This is a genomic window from Bowmanella denitrificans (assembly GCF_039522935.1).
GTDB lineage: Bacteria > Pseudomonadota > Gammaproteobacteria > Enterobacterales > Alteromonadaceae > Bowmanella > Bowmanella denitrificans.
The window spans coordinates 69,910-89,310 of sequence record NZ_BAAAEI010000024.1 but is presented as its reverse complement, the minus strand read 5'-3'; the positions used below and the strand labels follow the sequence as shown (position 1 = coordinate 89,310).

The following is a 19,401-nucleotide window of genomic DNA, read 5'->3' as shown; positions in this document are numbered from 1 at the left end:
GTCTTAGCGAGACAAATTCAGAAATGAGTGGATTCATAAATTCACCTAAGCAAAAGAAGGTTTTACAGCATGCCAAAATTACGTTCAGCAACCACCACTCAGGGCCGCAATATGGCCGGTGCCCGCGCCTTGTGGCGTGCCACAGGTATGACAGAGGCGGATTTTGGCAAACCTATTATTGCGGTGGCAAACTCCTTTACCCAGTTTGTGCCTGGTCATGTGCACCTGAAAGATATGGGCCAGTTGGTGGCCCGCAGTATTGAAGAAGCCGGTGCGGTGGCTAAAGAATTTAATACCATCGCGGTGGATGACGGAATTGCCATGGGCCACGGCGGTATGCTGTACAGCCTGCCGTCCCGTGAGCTGATTGCCGATTCGGTGGAATATATGGTGAATGCCCATTGTGCCGATGCACTGGTATGTATTTCCAACTGCGACAAAATCACCCCAGGGATGTTGATGGCGGCACTGCGCCTGAATATTCCGGTGGTATTTGTATCCGGTGGCCCGATGGAAGCCGGTAAGACCAAATTGTCGGACAAAATTATCCACCTGGATCTGGTGGATGCCATGGTGGCGGCGGCCAATCCTAATGTGTCAGATGCTGACAGCGAAGCCATTGAGCGTTCTGCCTGCCCAACCTGTGGCTCCTGCTCGGGTATGTTTACCGCAAACTCCATGAACTGTCTGACCGAAGCCCTGGGGTTATCTTTGCCCGGTAATGGTTCGATGCTGGCAACTCATGCCGACCGTGAAGGCTTGTTTAAACAGGCCGGTAAGGTTGTGGTGGAACTGTGCAAACGCTATTACCAGGATAACGACAGCAATGCGCTGCCGCGCAATATTGCTGGTCGGGCAGCCTTTGAAAACGCCATGGCGCTGGATATCGCCATGGGCGGCTCGACTAACACTATTTTGCACTTGCTGGCGGCGGCCCAGGAAGCCGAGCTGGACTTCAGCATGGCCGATATTGACCGTCTGTCCCGTAAAGTACCGCACTTATGCAAGGTGGCGCCTGCCACTCAGCAATACCATATGGAAGATGTGCACCGCGCCGGTGGTGTGTTGGGCATTCTGGCCGAACTGAACCGGGGCGGGCTGCTCAACCCGGACAGCCCCCACGTACTTGGTGGCAGTATTGGTGAGGTGATTAGCCAATGGGATGTCACCCAAGGCCAGAATGAAGCGGCCCATACCTTCTTCCGCGCCGGGCCGGCTGGAATTCGTACCACTAAGGCTTTTAGTCAGGACTGTCGTTACCCCAGTCTGGATACCGACAGACAGCAAGGTTGTATTCGGGATATGCAGCATGCCTTTAGTCAGGAAGGTGGTCTGGCCGTGCTGTTCGGTAATCTGGCCGAGGATGGTTGTATTGTGAAAACCGCCGGAGTGGATGAAGACAATCTGCGCTTTACCGGACCAGCACGTATCTATGAAAGCCAGGATGATGCCGTTAATGGCATCTTACGGGATGAAGTGCAGGCCGGTGAGGTGGTGATCATTCGTTACGAAGGCCCTAAAGGTGGTCCGGGTATGCAGGAAATGCTTTACCCCACCTCTTATCTGAAGTCCAAAGGATTGGGTAAGGCTTGTGCCCTGATTACCGATGGGCGTTTTTCCGGTGGTACTTCGGGATTGTCCATTGGCCACGTTTCTCCCGAAGCCGCGTCTGGCGGGGTGATAGCGCTGGTACAGCCGGGCGATATGATTGCCATTGATATTCCCAACCGCAGTATTCAATTACAGGTTAGCGATGAAGAGCTGGCAGGGCGCAGAGAACGCATGAATCAGGCCGACAAACCCTGGCAACCGCTTGATCGCCAGCGTGAAGTGTCTCTGGCCCTGAAAACCTACGCGATGCTGGCTACCAGCGCCGATAAAGGCGCGGTGCGTGACCGGGCCCTGCTGGAGGGCAAGGGATGACCGTATCGGAAGGTGACTATCTAAAGAAGATTCTGCTTTCGCCCGTTTATGATGTGGCGGTAAAAAGCGACCTGGTGCATCTGGATAAGCTGTCCGCTGCGCTTGGCAACGATATCTGGTTAAAGCGTGAAGACCAGCAGCCGGTAAAATCGTTTAAGCTGCGTGGAGCCTACAACCGTATCTGCCAGTTAAGCGAACAGCAGAAGCAGGCCGGTGTAATTGCCGCCTCGGCGGGCAACCATGCCCAGGGCGTGGCTTATTCGGCCCGTATTAAGCAGATTCGCGCCATTATTGTGATGCCGGAAACCACCCCGGATATCAAAGTCGAGGCGGTGCGCACCTTCGGCGGGGAATACGCTGAAGTGGTATTGCATGGCACCAGCTTTGATGCGGCTAAAGCCGAAGCCAGCCGCCTGGCCGATCTGCATGGCTATACCTTTATTCCACCCTTTGATGACGCCGACGTGATTGCCGGGCAAGGCACCATAGGACGAGAGTTGCTGGAGCAGAATCCGCATCTGGATACTTTGTTTATTGCGGTGGGCGGTGGTGGTTTGGCCGCCGGCATTGCGGTGTATCTAAAGCAACTGAAACCCGAGTTGAAAATCATCGCGGTGGAGTCAGAAGAATCCGCCTGTTTGCAGGCAGCATTGGCAGCAGGACAACCTACCGAACTTGCCAGTGTTGGCATTTTTGCCGACGGTGTGGCGGTGAAACTGATCGGCAGTGAAACCTTCAGGTTATGCCAGAAGTATGTGGATGAAGTGATTACCGTCAGCAGCGACGAAATCTGTGCGGCGATTAAGGATATCTTTGATGATACCCGGGTAATCGCCGAACCCGCTGGAGCCTTGTCTATTGCCGGTATTCGTAAGTATGTGCAACAGCAGGGTTTACAAGGTCGCAAGTTGGGCGGCATTTTATGTGGCGCCAATATCAACTTCCACACCTTGCGCTATGTGTCGGAGCGCTGTGAGCTGGGTGAACAAAAAGAAGTGGTGTTTGCGGTCAAGATCCCGGAGCGGGCTGGTGCCTTCCGGCATTTCTGTCGCTTGCTGGGTGGTCGGGCCATTACCGAGTTTAACTATCGTTTTGCCAGCGACAAGGAAGCACATATTTTTGTTGGCCTGAAACTGCGTGAAGGCCGCGCTGAATTTGCCCGTATCAGTGACCTGCTGCATAAGGAAGGCTATCAGCTGTTTGACCTGTCAGACAATGAACTGGCCAAACTGCATGTGCGTTATATGGTGGGGGGGCGCCCGCCCAGTTTACTCAATGAGCATGTGTTCTCATTTGAGTTCCCCGAGCATCCCGGCGCGCTGATGAAGTTCCTCGATACCCTGGGTGAGCGCTGGAACATTACCTTGTTTCACTATCGTAATCATGGTGCGGCGGAAGGCTTGGTACTGGTAGGGTTTGATATTCCCGACGACTCGCGTGCTGAGTTTGACCAGCATGTGGCGCAACTGGGCTATAGCTTTGCTGAACAAACCGACAACCCCGCCTATCGGTTCTTTTTGTCTGATCTGAATGGGGTATTTGCCTGACGGTCAGTCAGATACGCCCCAAAGTTTGGGGCGTATCTACTGGCATCTAGTTGTCCTCACTTTCCATCGCCAGAGCGGCCAGCAAGGCGGTCAGAATCAGTAGCATCGGCACGCAAATCAGGTGAATGGATAACGGCATGGATACCGTCCATTGCAGCCAAAGTACCAACAACCAGATACCAAGTAGGCTGGCCGTTACTATTGTCACTTTGAGTTTGTTCGCAGTCATATTGGGTCTCCATAAAGTAAAATAAACCGTTCAGCTGCCGTGCTGTACCAGCAGTAAAATTGCGCTACTAACCAGTATCAATTGCGTCAGCACCGTACCCGTCACCCGAAATTTCAGTTGCTCCCGAATGGCGCTGATGCCTAAGCCATGCACCAGTCTGGCCATTAACAGGCCTGTACCCAGGCTGTGCAGTACCCACGCACTATTGCCTTGTTGCTCAAGCAGCAGCAGTAAAATCAACGCCAAAGGTACGTACTCAATAAAATTGCCATGTGCCCTGATCGCCCTGCTCAGTGCCACATTGGCACCGTCTCCCAACGACACTTTGTTGGTGGTACGCAGTGTGATCACGCGAATGCTCAGCGCGCTATACATCAGAGTCAGTAAGGCGGCGTAAATCGGCGTTACCATCTTGGTTTTCCATTTCGGCTAGATGAAACCAGTTTAGGGCTTGCTATGTCTGAAGGTCAGTGGCAATAATGATAAAAAAGGTGTCAATAGTGACATTGAGGTGGAAGATGAAGAATATTGCTGTGCTGGTAACCGACAATGCTGTGGGTTCACATCTGATGGGAGTCAGGGACTTTTTCGACTATGCCAATACTCTCTGGCGTTATCTGCATCCCAACGACGACAATGTGTTATTTGATACGCGTATTTATTCCGCTGACGGTTCTCAGATTCAGTGCTCTAACGGCTTTCTTCTGCCTGCCAGACCAATTCAGGAAATCGATAAGGCTGATGTTCTGTTAGCGGTGCCTGCATTCACTTATGACAAGACCGGTCTGACAGACTATCTATATCAGGCCCAGCCTATGTTTGAGTTATTAGCTCAGGCTTCTGCCGAGGGCGCCTTGGTTGCCAGCCACTGCAGTGGCACCTTTGCTATGGCTGAGGCTGGTATTCTGAATGGTCGCCAGGCTACGACCTGCTGGTGGCTCAAAGAAGTCTTTGCCAGTCGTTACCCCCAAGTAGAATTACGTATGGATGAACTGGTGGTGAGTGACGAGCATTTGCTGACGGGCGGTGCCACTACATCGTTAACCAGTCTGTGCCTGGCAATATTGGAACGTTTATATGGGTATCAGCTCGCGACCAATCTGTCCAAGGTGTTGCTACTTGACAGGCACCGTCTTTCTCAACAGGCTTTTATTGACCCACATTTTGTCATAGGCCACAGGGATAGCTTGATCGAAAAAATCCAGCATTGGATGCAGCAGAACTATGCCCAAACCATTGGCCTGGATGATATTTGTGACCAGTTTGCTGTAACCAAACGTACATTGATCCGTCGCTTCAAGGCTGCCTGTGGCGAGACTCCCCTCGTCTATTTACAACAAATCCGGGTGGAAAAGGCTAAACAACTGCTGGAGGGTACAGATATGCCAGTGGAGCGCATTGTTGAAATGGTAGGGTATGGCGATCCGGCTTCTTTCCGCAAATTATTCAGTACTCTGACGCAACTAACCCCAAAAGCCTACCGGCAACGCTTTAGTTACCGGCAGACTGCGTAGCACTGCAGGTAACGATGAACGCCATCTAAAAAGCAAGTGTATTATTTATTCGGATAGTTTAGAAACATTTATTCTTATTAATAAACTTTCGCTAATTCAGTGTGATATGCAACGTCTTGATAGAGAACGAGATTGTGGGCGAATCATTCCTATATTTGGTAATAAACATTCTCAAAGGCGAATTACCCATTAAAGGGAGCGTAGAGAGCTAGCTTTGATGCGGCCAAACAAGCCACTTCAGCCAATGATATCCATACGATTCCAATATATGTGTATCGTTCACTGGTCGAGGTAGCAGTGCATGGTCTTTAGTGTTTTGCGCCTGTTAGATGCTTTGCCACGAAAGCATTAGGCCGATAACTTAGTCCTGCTCACGCAGTTGCTTTTCCAGCTCTGCCAAACGCTCTTCCATGGCGGTAAGCTTTTCTCGGGTACGTACCAGAACCTGAGTTTGTACGTCAAATTCCTCGCGGCTGACAAAGTCCAACTTACTCAATTGCGTCTGCAGCACTTGCTTTACCTTGGCTTCGGCCCCTTCGGCCATGGACTTCACGCCAGGGGGAATGGCGTCGGAAATATGCTTGGCAATCTCTTCAATTTTCTTCGGGTCTAACATGTTGGGGTCCTGACGGGATCAATTAGCGGAATTAGAACCCAGCCAGGGGCTGGGTTCAAGTCTGTTGAAGCTAAGTTTAGGCCAGCTCTTCGGCCATTTCCCAGGGGGCCAGTACCAGACCGTCTTCACCTGGTACCGGGAACGCGACTATTTGAATTTCATCGTCTTCCAATCCCGGCAGCCATTTATGTTGCCAGTCATGCAAAGATATTTTGTGGGGTTTGCAGTGGGACCAATCGCCGTTTATCCAGTCGCGGGCGAAATCTGCATCGGGCCAGACTGGTATGCAATCCTCCTCGTCTGTGGTGAGGATCATGGCGCCGTCGTTATCGACCAGCGTCCAGATCTCTTCGGTAATGACCATGCGCTTCAGCAGATAATCACTGCGTTGCTCTGGTGTTTTAGCCAGAATGTCATATTTGCTGTCCAGATTAGGTTGTGCCGACATGGGGTTACTCCTGTGCGGGTGAATTGGACAAGGCGGACGCCAGAATTTGCGCATGTTCGTGCAAATCATGGCCAAGATCGGTCAGGTAGCCGCCATCTACCTGATCGATAATTCCTTTGTCAAAAAGTCGTTTGGCGGCATCCACCACTGCCGGGTCGGCGTCATGGTGGATTTTCAGGCCTTGCCTGAGGCTACCAAGGGGAAATTTCAGAAGCAGATTGATTTCTTCTAGCATGGGGTGGGTAAAAGGCATGGCATTCTCCCATAGGGCCGGTGCGAAAATCGCGTCTTATTGTTGGTCTGGCTGCCGTTTCTGATAGTGGCCGTCGAACAGGCTTGACCAGGTTTTGCCTGCATCTTTGCTGACTTGCCAATGCTGCCTGACGCTGCCGTCCATATTGGGCGTCCAACTGATGCGGTGCAAGTGTTTTTCACCATTATTGGTCAGTGTATAACCGTCCAGTTGCATTTGCTGCCCATTCCAACGCCCATCCAGTTGCAGCAGCAGTCCCTGATTGTCTACCCAGGTCTGATGCCAGCGTTGCTGGCTGGCATCGTAAATATTCAGACTGCGTCCCTCATAACCGGACGGCGTTTGATAATGTTCATGCAGCACACAATTATTCAGATCCTGTTTAATCTGATTGGTTCCGGCTATTTTGCCATTGGCTGTGACTTGCCAGTGACCAAGCCAGAAATCAAACTGATCAAATTCCGGGCTGTTGCAATTGGCGTACAGCATGGGGCTGACAAAGATAAGCAGGCTAAGCAGGATTCTCATGGGTATCTCAGGTATAATGGCTGGCAATTCAAATATAGTTCAAGCACATGAAATACAAAGACTTACGGGATTTTATTGAACAGCTTGAAAAAGCCGGTGAACTCAAGCGGGTACAGATGGAAATTGATCCCCGGCTTGAGATGACGGAAATAGCCGACCGCACCTTGCGTGCCGGTGGCCCGGCCATTCTGTTCGAAAACCCCAAGGGCTTCTCTATGCCGGTGCTGGCTAACCTGTTTGGCACCCCAAAGCGGGTTGCCATGGGGATGGGGCAGGACAAGGTTGAGAGTTTGCGCGAGGTGGGTAAATTGCTGGCCTACCTGAAAGAGCCTGATCCACCCAAAGGCTTTAAGGAACTGTGGGACAAGTTGCCGGTGTTTAAGCAGGTACTGAATATGCCGGCTAAAGAGCTGAGCAAGGCACCTTGTCAGCAGGTGGTGTTAAGCGGTGAACAGGTGGATCTGCACCAGATTCCCATCCAAACCTGTTGGCCGGAAGACGCGGCACCGCTGATTACCTGGGGCTTGACGGTAACCCGAGGGCCACATAAAAAGCGCCAGAATCTGGGCATTTACCGCCAGCAACTGCTGGGTGCCAATAAACTGATTATGCGTTGGTTATCGCATCGCGGTGGCGCGCTGGATTTTCGGGAATGGTGTGAGCAGCATCCTGGGGAAAACTTCCCTGTGTCTGTTGCCTTGGGGGCCGATCCTGCCACCATTCTTGGGGCGGTAACTCCGGTACCTGATACGCTTTCCGAATATGCCTTTGCCGGTTTGCTGCGTGGCGATAAGACCGAAGTCGTCAAGTGCATCAGCAATGATTTACAAGTGCCTGCCAGTGCCGAGATTGTGTTGGAAGGTTATATTGCGCCCGGGGAAACTGCGCCGGAAGGGCCGTATGGCGACCACACCGGCTATTACAACGAAGTGGATGATTTCCCGGTCTTTACCGTGACCCATATCACCCATCGAAAAGATCCTATTTATCATTCCACTTATACCGGTAGACCGCCGGATGAACCGGCTATTCTTGGTGTGGCCCTGAATGAAGTGTTTGTGCCCATATTGCAAAAGCAGTTTCCGGAAATAGTGGATTTCTATCTGCCACCTGAGGGGTGCTCGTACCGTATGGCAGTAGTAACCATGAAGAAGCAGTACCCCGGCCATGCTAAGCGGGTTATGCTGGGGGTCTGGTCTTTCCTGCGCCAGTTTATGTACACAAAATTTGTGATTGTGTGTGACGATGACGTTAACGCCAGGGATTGGAATGATGTGATATGGGCCATTACCACCAGAATGGATCCTGCCCGTGACACCACCATGATTGAAAATACCCCTATCGACTACTTGGATTTTGCCTCGCCGGTTTCCGGTTTGGGCTCCAAGATGGGGCTGGATGCCACTAACAAATGGCCAGGTGAAACCGACCGTGAATGGGGGCGTCCTATTGTGATGGACCCAGCGGTTAAACAGAAAATAGACAGCATCTGGGAAGACCTGGGGCTTGTCGATTCAGCAAAAGATTAAGCAACGATGTCAGAATTTGAATGCAAAATTGCCCAGATGGAAGCTCTTACACCTTATGTGTGGCGGATTCTGCTGGAACCCCAGGTACCGGTGGCGTTTAAAGCCGGTCAGTATATTCGTGTGGTCATGGGTGAGACCGATAAACGCCCCTTCTCCATTGCCAATGGGGCACAGAACAATGGCCTGATTGAGCTGCACATCGGCGCTTCGGAGCATAATCCCTGGGCTATGCAAGTGATTGACCGGCTCAAGCAGGGTGACAACATTTGTCTGGATGGACCGCACGGCAAGGCTTTTTTGCGTAGCGAACAGCCCAAGCCAACCATTCTGATGGCTGGCGGCACCGGCTTCTCTTATACCTGGAGTATTCTGCAAACTCTGTTGACCAGTCCGTTAAAAGAACCGGTATTTTTATATTGGGGCACCAAAACCCGTGAAGACATGTATGCGCTGGAACAGTTGCAGGTACTGGCCACTCAACATGCCAAACTGAGCTTTATTCCGGTGCTGGAAATGCCTGATAAAGACTGGCCGGGCCGGTCAGGTTTGGTACATCAGGCAATATTGGATGACTTTATCAGCCTGGAACCTTATCAGGTCTATGTAGCAGGACGTTTTGAAATGGCTGGTGTGGCCAGGGATGCTTTCCACCAACAAGGCTTGTTGTTGAGCAATTTGTTTGGTGATGCTTTTGAATTTATCTGACCGATGTCAGGGCTGAATACAAACAGCGTTGTTTTATCTGTTCTGCAGCCTCAAGGTTGAGTGCCGGCCATACCGGCACTCAGACTATTTAGATTTTCTGCTTAGCCAACCAAACCACTAACTCAATCACTTGATCTGGTGTCATATCGCGGGTGAACATGGCCCGGTACTTACCGTTAACAATAAAGGCCGGTACCCCTTTGTTTAAATGACGGGCATTTTGTTCCAGGGTTTTGTTGTTTCTGGAAAACAGGCTGTTGACCGAAAAACTGCCAGCCAGCTCGTCAAAGCGCTTGGGTTCGACGCCCTGATCAACAAAAATAGCCTTCAGATCGTCCATGGACGTAATCGGCTGGCGTTTTTTATGGATATGGGCAAAGATTGCGCTGTTCAGTTTCTCTTCCTGTTTCAATGCCCGGCCAATCATCATGGCGCGTGTGGCTGCATCCTGGGTTTCCGGCTCGGCAAAGCGCATAAAATTGGCATGCACTTTTTCAAATTTGATCCCTTCGCTGGCAAGACGAGTTTTCATTTGCTGAACAATAGGCTCCACGGCATTACAAGCCGGACACCAAAATGAATAAAACTCCTGTACCAGCATCTTGCCGCTGGCCTTGTCGTCTATCACCTCATAATGCGTGCCTTCCTGCCAGTTAGCCGCCAGTAGCTGTATAGGTAGCAGCATAGCCAACACCGCAAGTAACTTTTTCATTGTTGATTCTCCATTTAAACCGGCTGTGAATTTACCACAGGGATTGGTGCTGGGAAGGGGCGGAGACGGTTGAATTGTAAATAAAATTAAAAAGGGACCTGCCGGTCCCTTACCACATTACTTCTGTTTACTTAGCCAGACAATCAGGTCAACCATATCGTCCGGGCCCATCTCGCGGGTAAATTTGGCCTTATATTTGCCATTGACGATAAAGGTGGGTACCCCGGTCAGGTGGCTGCGGTACTGTTCAATGGCCTTGTTGTTCTTCGATACCATGCTGTTTACACCAAAACTGGAGGCCAGTTTTTCAAATTCACCTGAATCAACACCATTGATAATAAAGATGTTTTCCAAATCTTTCAGGGAGGTGACGGGGGAGCGTTGCACATGAATATAGTTAAAGATGGCTTTATTCAGGGCGTCTTCGCGTTTTAATGCCCGGCCAACCATCATGGCTTTGGTGGCTTCATCCTGGGTTTCAGTTTTGGCGAAGTTCATAAAGTTAACGTGCACTTTTTCGAAACTAACGTCTTTATCCAACTTCTGTTTCATTTGCGCTACCAGCGGTTCAAACGCGTGGCAATGTGGACACCAGAAGGAGAAAAACTCCAGCACCTCAGCTTTATCGGTAGCTTTATCGTTGATAACTTCAAAATGCTCGCCTTCCTTGTACATTTCCTGGGCACAGGCTTGCAGGGGGAGCATAAGGACCAGTATCAGCAGGCTGAACAGCTTTTTCATCGGCACAATCTCTTAATTGGTAAAGAAAACGCACAAGAGGTTACCACAGCTTTGGGCAAATGCCGACTAGGTGCAGCCTTCTGCTGGTCGCCGGTCAGCTGTCGTTCATCTAACGGGCAAAGCTGCATTTCCCCGGTAAGGAACCAACAGCTTAGAACGCATTGAACTCCAGTTTATCTGACAGCGCTGCCAGGGCTTCTATGCCTGCAACAGAGTTACCTACGCTATCCAGCCCGGGTGACCAAACGGCAACGGTAAAGCGCCCGGGAACAACGGCGATGATGGCACCGGATACACCAGATTTGCCCGGCATACCCACCCGATAGGCAAAATCTCCTGCTGCGTCATACAGACCGCTGGTAAACAGCAGCGAATTTAACTGCTTGGTCTGGCGCGGCGACAGAATTTGTCGCTGACAAAACTGGCAATAACCCTGGTTAGATAAATAGCTGTAAGCTTTGGCCAGTTCGACAATGTTTAGCTCAATGGCACAGTAACTAAAATAGGCTTTAAGCACATCGTCCACATTATTGTGGAAATTACCAAAGGACTTCATTAAGTGGGCCATGGCGGCATTGCGGTGACGATGCTCATATTCCGAGGCTGCGACTTTGACATCTACACCAATTTTGGGGTTGCCGGCCTGAGCCCGAAAGGTTTCCAGCATACTATGCACTGGTGCGGATAACCTTGAATACAGGGCATCGCAGGTGACCAGCGCGCCTGCATTGATAAACGGATTGCGTGGAATACCTTGTTCAAATTCCAGTTGAGTCAGAGAGTTAAACGCGGTACCGGATGGCTCCTTACCCACTCGCTGCCATAAGGTTTCACCATACCGCTGCAGCGCCATCGTCAGGGTCATGGCTTTGGACACGGACTGGATAGTAAAACGGGCCTGCTCATCCCCGGTGCTGTAACATTGCCCGTCAGTGGTGACCAGGGCCATAGCAAATTGCCTGGCATCCACATCTGCCAGAGCAGGAATATAGTCTGCCACCTTGCCCTGGCCTATATAGGGCTGCACACCTTGAGCTAACAGATCTATCAGTGATTGGTAATCAGGTTTATCCATCGTATTAACCATAGTTGTTATGACCGTGAAGTTAAATCAGAACAATCCGCATGCCACTTAAAAAAAAGCCGGTCATTAAAAGACCGGCATTGTAGAGTCGTTCTGCTTAGAACTGGTAGCCCGCACTTAAGTAAGCCGTGCGGCCCTGACGCTGATAGCCGACCACTTCTTCGTACTCATGGTCAAAAAGGTTCTCGGCACGCACAGCAAAGGTCCAGTGTTGATCCGGCCTGAAGGTCAGGGCTGCGTTGACTATGGTGGCTGCACTCAGCGCTACCCGGGTAGCTGGAAAGGTGGCAAAGAAATCATCCTGACGTGTACCCTGATAGTTAGCCTGTAAATAGATGTTGGCTTTGTTGTCGAAGAACGGATAATTCAGCACTAAATTGGCTGAGTGCCGGGCACGACGGACTTCTATCTTATTCGTCTGACCGTCTTCTTCCCTGGCATCAAGGTAGCTATAACTCAAATCTACTGACAGGTTTGCTAACTGACCGGAAAGCTGCCATTCCAAACCGTCACGCGCACTTTCACCGACAATATTCTTTGCTGTTGCGCCGCCAAGCTCAGTGTCAAACACATAACCATTTATTTCATTTTCAAGGTCTGTGTGATAGATACTGAGTTCTGTCTGCCAGCCTGCAGACAGATTGGCACGCAGGCCTACTTCTGAACTGCTGGACTCTTCCGGTTCAAGATGAGAGTTGCCAATAAAACTGGCCGGTGTGTAGCCAAAACGTTCGATAAAACTGGGATTTTTAACCGCCTTACCGTGGCTGACAAACAGGCTGTATTCGGCGGTGATATCAAAAGTACCACCAATACGATAGGTAAGGGCATCATCGAATATCTGGTTGTTGTCGTGGCGCACACTTGCGGTTAAGGTCAGACTGTCATTGAGCTGATGAAGAATGTCGGCCGCAATGGAATTGGTGTGGCTATCCTGCTGTTGATTTGGATCGCCCCAGCTTTGTGCCTGGGCAATTTGCTCGAAATCTTCATTTACGTGCTCCAGCACCAGACTGGCTCTGTTAGCCTGGCCATAACTGAGGTTATTTTGCCAGAACCAACGCTGCTTATTACTGTCTACTTCCGATTGCTGATACTGGGCATCACCACCAAAGGCGGGGCTATAGTTGATACTGTTATTGCGACTGTGCTGCACACCTAATGTCTGACTCCAGGCGCTGTTAGCTGGTGCAAAATGCCATTCCAGTTTGCCACTGGCGAAGCGGCCATGGGTAAAGTTGTCAGCATCGGTACTTAGACCCGTAGTATAGTCAGAACCATCGTACTCATTGAACGTGTCCAGGTTGCGATACTGAAGCAGCACTTTAGATGCGTCGGAAAGCAGCCAACCCAGTTTTGCTGACACTTCATTGTTGCGATAGCCATCGCGTTCCTCTCCGGTTCGGGCGATATTTTGTCCTTTGGTGGAAAAATGATTTGCCGCCAGTGCGTAGCTCAGACTTTCGCTCTGACCTTGCAGGCTACCAGCCAGTCTCTTACTGCTGTCCTGACCCACTTCAAGCTTGGAAGAACCTTGTAACTTACCTTGTGCTTCCCGGGTAGTGATACTGATGACACCACCTACTGCGGCACTGCCCCACAACGCACTTTGTGGGCCGCGCAGCAATTCAATACGTTGCACATTATCCGGATTGAGATGGGCAAAATTGACACCGCCATCGGCACCCAGGTCGTTTACTTCGACACCATCTACCAGCACCAGTACATGATTGGCTTCGCTGCCGCGTAAACGCACCTGAGTTTGAGAACCTTTAACGCCATCCTGGCTGATGCTGACACCGGGCAGACCGCGCAGTAGATCTGACAAACTGATAGCGCCTGAATTTTCAATTTCTGCACGATCAATAACGGACACCGATGCGCTTAAGCGGCTCAGCTCTATCGGCTGGCGCGCGCCAATCACGCTAATAGTTTCAATATCGTCCTGCGCAATAGCTGCAGAAGTGCCGAACAGGCTGGCGAACACCGCCAACCCTAAAGTTGTGTGTTTGAATTGCATAGTTTTGTGCCTAGGTTGGCGCTCCACCCGAGCGCTGGTTTCCTGTGGCGGCAATGGGATTGTCTGAGTATGGATCTATTTAAATCCAGCCCTTTGCGCCGTTGATTGGATTAAGGCCGGTCTCCGGGCTGGCAAGTGCCTGACTGGCTCAGGGATCGCCTTCCCATAGCGCTTGGCTACAGTGGCATAGTGATCCCGATTCTTGCGTACCGTTGCGGGGGCAGCGTCAAATGACTTCCCGTTTCACCTTCTTTTATTACAGAAGACACCTTAATCAGGGCGGATTATAAAGGATAGCTATAAAAAAACCAGTTGGATTCAACTGGTCTGACAGTCAGCCATCAGGGCATCAGCGACAATGGCGGTTCCTGCAAGGTGGCATATTGTTCCTTCAAAGCCAGGATCTGCTGTTCCCAATATTTGTCGGTGGCAAACCAGGGGAAAGCCTGAGGAAAGGCCGGGTCTTCCCAGCGTCTGCTCAGCCAGGCCATATAGTGCACCATGCGCATGGCGCGTAGTGGCTCTATCAAACTGAGTTCTTTGTGGTTGAAGTCAAAAAACTCTTCGTAGGCGTTGACCAGTGTGTCCAATTGCAATAACTGCTGCTGACGGTCACCAGACAACATCATCCATAAATCCTGTATCGCCGGACCCATACGACAGTCATCCAGATCGACAAAAGTGGGCTCGTCACGCCACAGAATATTGCCTGGGTGGCAATCCCCATGCAGACGGATTTGCTTAGCCGGTTTGTATTGCTTGGCGGTCTTGTCGATCACCATGTCCATAATGGTAAACAGCGGATTCATCAGCGCAGTTGGTACCAATGTACTGTGTTCAAGTTCTTTCCTGGACTCAAATAAGAAGCTGTCCAGGTCAATCTGCGGTCTGTGCGTAAACGGGCGACTGGCCGCCACTGCATGCAGGCGGCCAATAAAGCGCCCCATCCATTCCAACTGATCCAGATTGTCTACTTCAAACTGACGGCCCCCCACCGAAGGGAACAGGGCAAAATAGTAGCCCTGATGAAGATGCAGGGTTTGCCCATTCAAGCGCATGGGGGCAGCGATGGGGATCTCCTGCGTAAGCAGCTCTTCGGCAAAATCGTGTTCTTCCTGAATTTGCTCTGAGCTCCAGCGATTGGGGCGGTAAAATTTAGCCACATAGCGATGCCGGTCTTCGTCGATAAACTGATAAACCCGATTTTCGTAGCTGTTTAAAGCCAGTAACCCGGAATCAACCCGAATGCCGGTACTTTCAACGGCATCCAGGATCAAATCCGGGGTCAGATTGTGGAAACTGAAATCGGACATTAGGTTCCTAGCGGTACAGGAATTTGGTCGGTGCGACCACATTCAGATCTTCATCGTCCAGGGATTGTACCTTAATGCGGATTTCCACGATGCTGCTTTCTAACTGGTAAGGGTCGATTGCCACGCTGATCGGTTCGACATATACCTCACCGCTATGTACGGTGAACTCCCGGTTGCCGGTCAGGCGGTGCCCGTCCAGGCCTTCGACCGTGATAAAATAACGGCCGTCCTGCTGCGACTTATTGAGAATTTTCAGGGTATAGACGTTTTCCACCAGGCCGTCATTGGTTTCACGGTATAGCTGGTTGCGATCACGAATGATATCCACATCCAACGGGATACGGGTGAACAGGTCCAGCGCCAGAAAACCGACCATCACCAACAGAACCACGGCATAGCCCACCAGTTTGGGCCTGACAATATGGGTGTGCCCACCTTTTACTTTCGTTTCCGTGGTATAGCTGATCAGGCCTTTGGGGTAACCCATTTTATCCATTACGCCATTACAGGCATCCACACAGGCCCCACAGTTTATGCACTCATACTGCAAGCCGTTGCGAATATCGATACCCGTTGGGCAAACCTGCACGCACAGGCTGCAATCAATACAGTCGCCGACACCGTCCGCAGCCAGTGCTTCACGGCTGACTTTGCGGCCTCTTGGCCCACGCTTCTCACCTCGGTTGGTATCGTAAGTGACGGTGAAGGTATCCTTATCAAACATCACCGACTGGAAACGGGCATAAGGGCAAATATGGGTACACATGATTTCCCGCATCCAGCCAGCATTGCCATAGGTACAAACAGCGAAGAACCACACCCACAAGCTCACCCAAAAACCGGTTTGCAGGGTAAAGAATTCGACAAATAAAGTATCAACGGGGGTGAAGTAGCCGACAAAGGTCAGTGAGGTCAGTATTGCCACCAACCACCAGCACAAGTGTTTGAGGCTTTTGCGCCAGAATTTATCAAAGTCCATGGACCGTTCATCCAGCTTCATACGCTGATGCCGGCTACCTTCGATTTTTTCTTCAAACCACACATACATATAGGTCCAGGTGGTTTGCGGACAAAGAAAACCACACCATACGCGACCAGCAAAGGTGGTGACAAAGAACAGGGCAAATGCGCCGATAATGAAGATCCAGGCCAGAATGGTCAGGTCCTGAGGCCACAATGTCAGGCCGAATATATTGAAACGCTGTTCGCCAATGTCCAGCAAAATGGCTTGATGACCGTTATATCTGAGCCAGGGTAACAGGGCAAACAGGGCCAGAAAGAAAAAGCCGAAGTAGCGGCGGAAGGTTTCAAGCGGCCCTTTAACCGCACGCACATAAATATGGCTGCGGGGGGAATAATTATTGTCATGCTCCCGGCTATCCGGCTTATGAATTTGTACAGGCGAAACGTCTTTTACGGGGATTCTTTCACTCATGGTTCCTGGTCTCTGTCTCGCATTGGGAATCTTTTTTTGTTGTTCCCTTTCGATATGCAGTTGCAAAAGCCTGCTTGGCTACTACACAGAGTGTAATTCAAGTTGTGCTTGCTACACTCTTTCGTAATTTTTGAAGTTTCAAAAATTTCTGAAAATTATAAATTTTTATCGCCACGACGCAAGGACATCTACCACAAGAATAAACCAGTTTTTGCTGATTTATTGTTAAAATGTTGTTAATTGTCAATGAGTTGTGCTATCCGGCAAAGTCGCTGAATGACTATTATGACTGTCTTGCAGTGTATCTCGATAGTTAGGCCTTAAGGGATAGTAATAAATACTCATGGCTAGTTATTCTGCCGCATAATCAAGCAATCTGTGCCTTTCTGTTGGTTTAAGGTATGATTTTTACCGTAGTGAGTTATTGATGCAGCACAATGAAACGCACCTTTATTGTTATTCTGGAAATTGCCCTGTTGGTGGTCATCCTGCGATCGTCATTTGTGCAGTATTGGCTGGGCGATATGCAGGACAGTTTGTCGGACTGGATGACAGAGATAGCCAGTATGGCCGAGCGACAAAAGCTGAATGAACTGCAGGAAAGGGTCAGGCCGCATATATCGGCCATGAACGATTATCAAAAAGACTATGTGATGGATATTCTGTCCAGCCGCACTAAGTTGGAACACTTCCAGCGCTACTACTGCATAGAGCAAGACAAAAACCCTTATGTCTATGGGGCGACCTTGTTGTATTTATGCTCCGAAATAAACAAGGTCAGTTTTGATTAGCCTTCTGGGTTACATGCCTTGGTTACTAGCAATCGCAGCGAGAAAGAATCTGCAACTTTGCTCCAGTAGTTTTTCTGCTTCGGCTTTGTTCAGCAATGGCTTCCAGCAGATAGCCTGATCCCAGAAAGCCACTTCTTTGATGGCGCCGTAGAAAAAGGCGGCCGCCATGCCTGGCTCAAAATTGCCCAGCGCCCCGGCCTCAGACGCCTGGATAAACCAGTTATGCATGTCTTTTTCACAATCCGCGAATTTGTCATTCAGGCGGGTGGCTTCTTTTTCCGAGCGCATGGATTCGATTATCACTATTTTGGATAAACGCAAATAGTGCTCGTCACAAAGCAATTGCAGCACTTTCTGACTGAGTTCCTGCAGTTGCTCCGCCAGGGAGCGGTTAGGATCAAATGCCAGTTTTTGCAACGGTTCAACCCGCTCCAGTAACAGGTCAACCACGGCGTCCAGCAAATCTTCCTTACATGGATAATGTTTGTACAGAGTTCTTTTGGAGACACTGGCGCGGCAGGCAATGGCTTCCATGGTCGTGGCCATCATGCCTTTTTCGCAAAACTCCCGGATCGCTGCACACAAAATATCATTGTGCTTCTCATCACTTCGACCCAAACTAAACTCCTCTGTAATGCGTTCGGCAGGATGCCGATACATTTTGAAACGAATAAACGAATAGCTAAAGTATACGTGATCGTGTACTTTAATGCCGTTATTATATCTGTTGTTATTGTCTCATAACCTGAGCTTTTATAAGGTTATTCGGTCCAGCTTCTCTACTATCGGTGCTCCTATGGGTAAATACAAAAGGAATTTTTCGTTTTGCGTTAAGCTAACAGCGGTTTCCCTGGTTGGCTTTCTGACCGCTTGCGGTGAACAGTCGCCTCAGGGTGGCGGTATGGGTGGTATGCAACCCGCAGCGGTGGAAGTGCGCACCATGCAGTCGCAAACCGTACCTTTTGCCCTGGAGCTGCCGGCGACTTTGTCCGGCTCGAAAGAGGTGGAAATCCGTGCCCGGGTGGCTGGCATTATCGAATCGCGCAACTTCGAGGAAGGTGACAAGGTTGAACAGGGGCAGTCATTGTTTACCCTGGATCTTAAGCCTTTTGAGGTTGAAGTAGCCCGTACCCAGGCTGATTTGCTGGCGGCACAGGCCAGACTCGAAAGTGCCCGTCGTGATGTCAAGCGTCTGACCCCACTGCGTAAGCAGAACAGCGTCTCCCAGCAGGATCTGGATAACGCTATGTCGGCAGAAGAAATTGCCCAGGCTGATGTTAAATCGGCCGAGGCCAAGCTGCAGGATGCCCGGCTTAATCTGGAGTATGCACGGGTGGAATCACCGGTAAATGGAGTGGCCGGACGCGAACAGGTGTCTGAGGGTACTTATGTACCGGGACCGGATGTATTGCTGACCCAGGTTACCCAGCTTGATCCCATTCGTATTCGCTTTGGTTTGTCAGAGCGGGAGCAGTTAGCCATGCGTAAAGATGCAGAAAATGGCCTGCTGACCCTGCCCAAAGATGGCCATTGGAAAACCCGTATCAAACTGCAAGATGGTTCTTTCTATGAACATGTGGGTGAAGTGAATTTCCGTGACGTGCGTATCAATACCATGACCGGCACATCTGAATTGCAGGCCATTGTGCCTAATCCTGATTTTAAATTACGTCCAGGCCAGTTTGTACGCGTGGTGCTGGAAGGCGCCAGTCGCGAAAATACCTTTGTGGTGCCACAGCGTGCGGTGCTGGACAGCGGTACCGGTAAATATGTGTACCTGATGGCCAAAGGCGAGCAAGGCTCCATCGCCCAACCTGCCCCGGTGGAAGTGGGGGAATGGGTGCGCCAGGAAACCGCCAATGGTATCGAGAATAGTTGGGTAATCCACAATGGTCTGAAAGCTGGCGATCAGGTTATCGTGGATGGTATGGCGCATATTTTCTTCCCAGGCATGCCGGTAGTACTGGCCGGACAGCAACCGGCCGCCGCTGGCGCCAAGTAACAGGGAGTTTG

Annotated in this window: 20 protein-coding genes and 1 riboswitch; of the genes, 7 read left to right on the top strand and 13 right to left on the bottom strand. The window is 50.5% G+C overall.

Annotated elements, in window-relative coordinates; translation table 11 throughout:
* Positions 1 to 69: 69 nt before the first annotated feature.
* Entirely contained in the window at positions 70 to 1,923 is a 1,854-nt protein-coding gene (ilvD, locus tag ABD028_RS20045; protein WP_343847223.1) for a dihydroxy-acid dehydratase, read from the top strand.
* Positions 1,920 to 3,470, top strand: coding sequence for a threonine ammonia-lyase, biosynthetic (ilvA, locus tag ABD028_RS20040; protein WP_343847222.1), 1,551 nt, complete (start codon positions 1,920 to 1,922; stop codon positions 3,468 to 3,470). The genes ilvD and ilvA overlap by 4 nt, the downstream gene beginning before the upstream one ends.
* 46 nt (positions 3,471 to 3,516) lie before the next feature.
* Here ilvA and ABD028_RS20035 read toward each other — a convergent pair whose 3' ends face one another.
* On the bottom strand, positions 3,517 to 3,699 hold the full coding sequence (locus tag ABD028_RS20035) for a hypothetical protein (protein ID WP_343847221.1): 183 nt from the start codon (positions 3,697 to 3,699) through the stop codon (positions 3,517 to 3,519).
* Positions 3,700 to 3,729: 30 nt separating this feature from the next.
* Positions 3,730 to 4,110: an MAPEG family protein gene (locus tag ABD028_RS20030; RefSeq protein WP_343847220.1), complete on the bottom strand. Its 381-nt coding sequence runs from the start codon at positions 4,108 to 4,110 to the stop codon at positions 3,730 to 3,732.
* Positions 4,111 to 4,217: 107 nt separating this feature from the next.
* On the opposite strand from ABD028_RS20030, the gene ABD028_RS20025 reads away from it, so the two are divergent.
* A complete protein-coding gene (locus ABD028_RS20025; RefSeq protein ID WP_343847219.1) occupies positions 4,218 to 5,213 on the top strand; it encodes a GlxA family transcriptional regulator in 996 nt (331 codons plus the stop codon).
* 361 nt (positions 5,214 to 5,574) lie between these two features.
* On the opposite strand, the gene ubiK is transcribed toward ABD028_RS20025, so the two are convergent.
* The 4 genes from ubiK to ABD028_RS20005 all read right to left on the bottom strand — a co-directional run bounded on the left by ubiK (position 5,575) and on the right by ABD028_RS20005 (position 7,058).
* Positions 5,575 to 5,829, bottom strand: a complete 255-nt coding sequence (gene ubiK / locus ABD028_RS20020) for a ubiquinone biosynthesis accessory factor UbiK (protein ID WP_102797626.1) — start codon at positions 5,827 to 5,829, stop codon at positions 5,575 to 5,577.
* A 76-nt stretch (positions 5,830 to 5,905) separates the two neighbouring features.
* Positions 5,906 to 6,277: a DUF2750 domain-containing protein gene (locus ABD028_RS20015; RefSeq protein WP_102797625.1), complete on the bottom strand. Its 372-nt coding sequence runs from the start codon at positions 6,275 to 6,277 to the stop codon at positions 5,906 to 5,908.
* Between the two features lie 4 nt (positions 6,278 to 6,281).
* Positions 6,282 to 6,530: a TIGR02647 family protein gene (locus tag ABD028_RS20010; RefSeq protein ID WP_102797624.1), complete on the bottom strand. Its 249-nt coding sequence runs from the start codon at positions 6,528 to 6,530 to the stop codon at positions 6,282 to 6,284.
* Between the two features lie 36 nt (positions 6,531 to 6,566).
* Positions 6,567 to 7,058, bottom strand: a complete 492-nt coding sequence (locus tag ABD028_RS20005) for a hypothetical protein (protein WP_343847218.1) — start codon at positions 7,056 to 7,058, stop codon at positions 6,567 to 6,569.
* 47 nt (positions 7,059 to 7,105) lie between these two features.
* On the opposite strand from ABD028_RS20005, the gene ubiD reads away from it, so the two are divergent.
* Both ubiD and fre read left to right on the top strand, forming a co-directional pair.
* A complete protein-coding gene (ubiD, locus tag ABD028_RS20000; RefSeq protein ID WP_343847217.1) occupies positions 7,106 to 8,587 on the top strand; it encodes a 4-hydroxy-3-polyprenylbenzoate decarboxylase in 1,482 nt (493 codons plus the stop codon).
* 6 nt (positions 8,588 to 8,593) lie between these two features.
* Entirely contained in the window at positions 8,594 to 9,292 is a 699-nt protein-coding gene (gene fre, locus ABD028_RS19995; RefSeq protein ID WP_102797621.1) for an NAD(P)H-flavin reductase, read from the top strand.
* 88 nt (positions 9,293 to 9,380) lie between these two features.
* Here fre and ABD028_RS19990 read toward each other — a convergent pair whose 3' ends face one another.
* From ABD028_RS19990 to ccoG, 6 genes are all read right to left on the bottom strand, one after another.
* The gene (locus tag ABD028_RS19990; RefSeq protein WP_343847216.1) at positions 9,381 to 10,004 is read right to left on the bottom strand and encodes a thiol:disulfide interchange protein DsbA/DsbL; all 624 of its coding nucleotides are present in this window, start codon (positions 10,002 to 10,004) and stop codon (positions 9,381 to 9,383) included.
* A 117-nt stretch (positions 10,005 to 10,121) separates the two neighbouring features.
* On the bottom strand, positions 10,122 to 10,745 hold the full coding sequence (locus ABD028_RS19985; RefSeq protein ID WP_102797619.1) for a thiol:disulfide interchange protein DsbA/DsbL: 624 nt from the start codon (positions 10,743 to 10,745) through the stop codon (positions 10,122 to 10,124).
* 151 nt (positions 10,746 to 10,896) lie between these two features.
* Positions 10,897 to 11,820 carry a glutaminase B gene (gene glsB, locus ABD028_RS19980; protein ID WP_343847215.1) on the bottom strand — a complete coding sequence of 308 codons (924 nt, stop codon included), beginning with the start codon at positions 11,818 to 11,820 and terminating at the stop codon, positions 10,897 to 10,899.
* A gap of 106 nt (positions 11,821 to 11,926) precedes the next feature.
* Complete coding sequence (locus ABD028_RS19975) at positions 11,927 to 13,849, bottom strand: TonB-dependent receptor domain-containing protein (RefSeq protein WP_343847214.1); 1,923 nt, start codon at positions 13,847 to 13,849, stop codon at positions 11,927 to 11,929.
* Positions 13,850 to 13,946: 97 nt separating this feature from the next.
* Positions 13,947 to 14,137: riboswitch (cobalamin riboswitch) on the bottom strand.
* Positions 14,138 to 14,190: 53 nt separating this feature from the next.
* A complete protein-coding gene (locus ABD028_RS19970) occupies positions 14,191 to 15,162 on the bottom strand; it encodes a serine/threonine protein kinase (protein WP_343847213.1) in 972 nt (323 codons plus the stop codon).
* A gap of 7 nt (positions 15,163 to 15,169) precedes the next feature.
* Positions 15,170 to 16,597 (bottom strand): cytochrome c oxidase accessory protein CcoG, encoded by a 1,428-nt coding sequence (ccoG, locus tag ABD028_RS19965; RefSeq protein ID WP_102797615.1) that lies wholly within the window; start codon positions 16,595 to 16,597, stop codon positions 15,170 to 15,172.
* A gap of 437 nt (positions 16,598 to 17,034) precedes the next feature.
* Here ccoG and ABD028_RS19960 point away from each other — a divergent pair, with 437 nt between their 5' ends.
* Positions 17,035 to 17,388, top strand: a complete 354-nt coding sequence (locus ABD028_RS19960; protein WP_102797614.1) for a hypothetical protein — start codon at positions 17,035 to 17,037, stop codon at positions 17,386 to 17,388.
* Positions 17,389 to 17,397: 9 nt separating this feature from the next.
* On the opposite strand, the gene ABD028_RS19955 is transcribed toward ABD028_RS19960, so the two are convergent.
* Positions 17,398 to 18,006 (bottom strand): TetR/AcrR family transcriptional regulator, encoded by a 609-nt coding sequence (locus tag ABD028_RS19955; protein WP_343847212.1) that lies wholly within the window; start codon positions 18,004 to 18,006, stop codon positions 17,398 to 17,400.
* 178 nt (positions 18,007 to 18,184) lie between these two features.
* On the opposite strand from ABD028_RS19955, the gene ABD028_RS19950 reads away from it, so the two are divergent.
* Positions 18,185 to 19,390: an efflux RND transporter periplasmic adaptor subunit gene (locus ABD028_RS19950; RefSeq protein ID WP_343847211.1), complete on the top strand. Its 1,206-nt coding sequence runs from the start codon at positions 18,185 to 18,187 to the stop codon at positions 19,388 to 19,390.
* Positions 19,391 to 19,401 lie beyond the last annotated feature (11 nt).

Bases quoted from the DNA above. Each gene is read 5' to 3' on its own strand.
- ABD028_RS20025 (WP_343847219.1), top strand. From the start codon at position 4,218: ATGAAGAATATTGCTGTGCTGGTAACCGACAATGCTGTGGGTTCACAT.
- ubiD (WP_343847217.1), top strand. From the start codon at position 7,106: ATGAAATACAAAGACTTACGGGATTTTATTGAACAGCTTGAAAAAGCC.
- ABD028_RS19975 (WP_343847214.1), bottom strand. From the start codon at position 13,849: ATGCAATTCAAACACACAACTTTAGGGTTGGCGGTGTTCGCCAGCCTG.
- ubiK (WP_102797626.1), bottom strand. From the start codon at position 5,829: ATGTTAGACCCGAAGAAAATTGAAGAGATTGCCAAGCATATTTCCGAC.
- ABD028_RS20005 (WP_343847218.1), bottom strand. From the start codon at position 7,058: ATGAGAATCCTGCTTAGCCTGCTTATCTTTGTCAGCCCCATGCTGTAC.
- glsB (WP_343847215.1), bottom strand. From the start codon at position 11,820: ATGGATAAACCTGATTACCAATCACTGATAGATCTGTTAGCTCAAGGT.
- ABD028_RS20015 (WP_102797625.1), bottom strand. From the start codon at position 6,277: ATGTCGGCACAACCTAATCTGGACAGCAAATATGACATTCTGGCTAAA.
- ABD028_RS20030 (WP_343847220.1), bottom strand. From the start codon at position 4,110: ATGGTAACGCCGATTTACGCCGCCTTACTGACTCTGATGTATAGCGCG.
- ABD028_RS19985 (WP_102797619.1), bottom strand. From the start codon at position 10,745: ATGAAAAAGCTGTTCAGCCTGCTGATACTGGTCCTTATGCTCCCCCTG.
- ABD028_RS20035 (WP_343847221.1), bottom strand. From the start codon at position 3,699: ATGACTGCGAACAAACTCAAAGTGACAATAGTAACGGCCAGCCTACTT.
- ABD028_RS19950 (WP_343847211.1), top strand. From the start codon at position 18,185: ATGGGTAAATACAAAAGGAATTTTTCGTTTTGCGTTAAGCTAACAGCG.
- ABD028_RS19970 (WP_343847213.1), bottom strand. From the start codon at position 15,162: ATGTCCGATTTCAGTTTCCACAATCTGACCCCGGATTTGATCCTGGAT.
- ccoG (WP_102797615.1), bottom strand. From the start codon at position 16,597: ATGAGTGAAAGAATCCCCGTAAAAGACGTTTCGCCTGTACAAATTCAT.
- fre (WP_102797621.1), top strand. From the start codon at position 8,594: ATGTCAGAATTTGAATGCAAAATTGCCCAGATGGAAGCTCTTACACCT.
- ABD028_RS19960 (WP_102797614.1), top strand. From the start codon at position 17,035: ATGAAACGCACCTTTATTGTTATTCTGGAAATTGCCCTGTTGGTGGTC.
- ilvD (WP_343847223.1), top strand. From the start codon at position 70: ATGCCAAAATTACGTTCAGCAACCACCACTCAGGGCCGCAATATGGCC.
- ABD028_RS19990 (WP_343847216.1), bottom strand. From the start codon at position 10,004: ATGAAAAAGTTACTTGCGGTGTTGGCTATGCTGCTACCTATACAGCTA.
- ilvA (WP_343847222.1), top strand. From the start codon at position 1,920: ATGACCGTATCGGAAGGTGACTATCTAAAGAAGATTCTGCTTTCGCCC.
- ABD028_RS20010 (WP_102797624.1), bottom strand. From the start codon at position 6,530: ATGCCTTTTACCCACCCCATGCTAGAAGAAATCAATCTGCTTCTGAAA.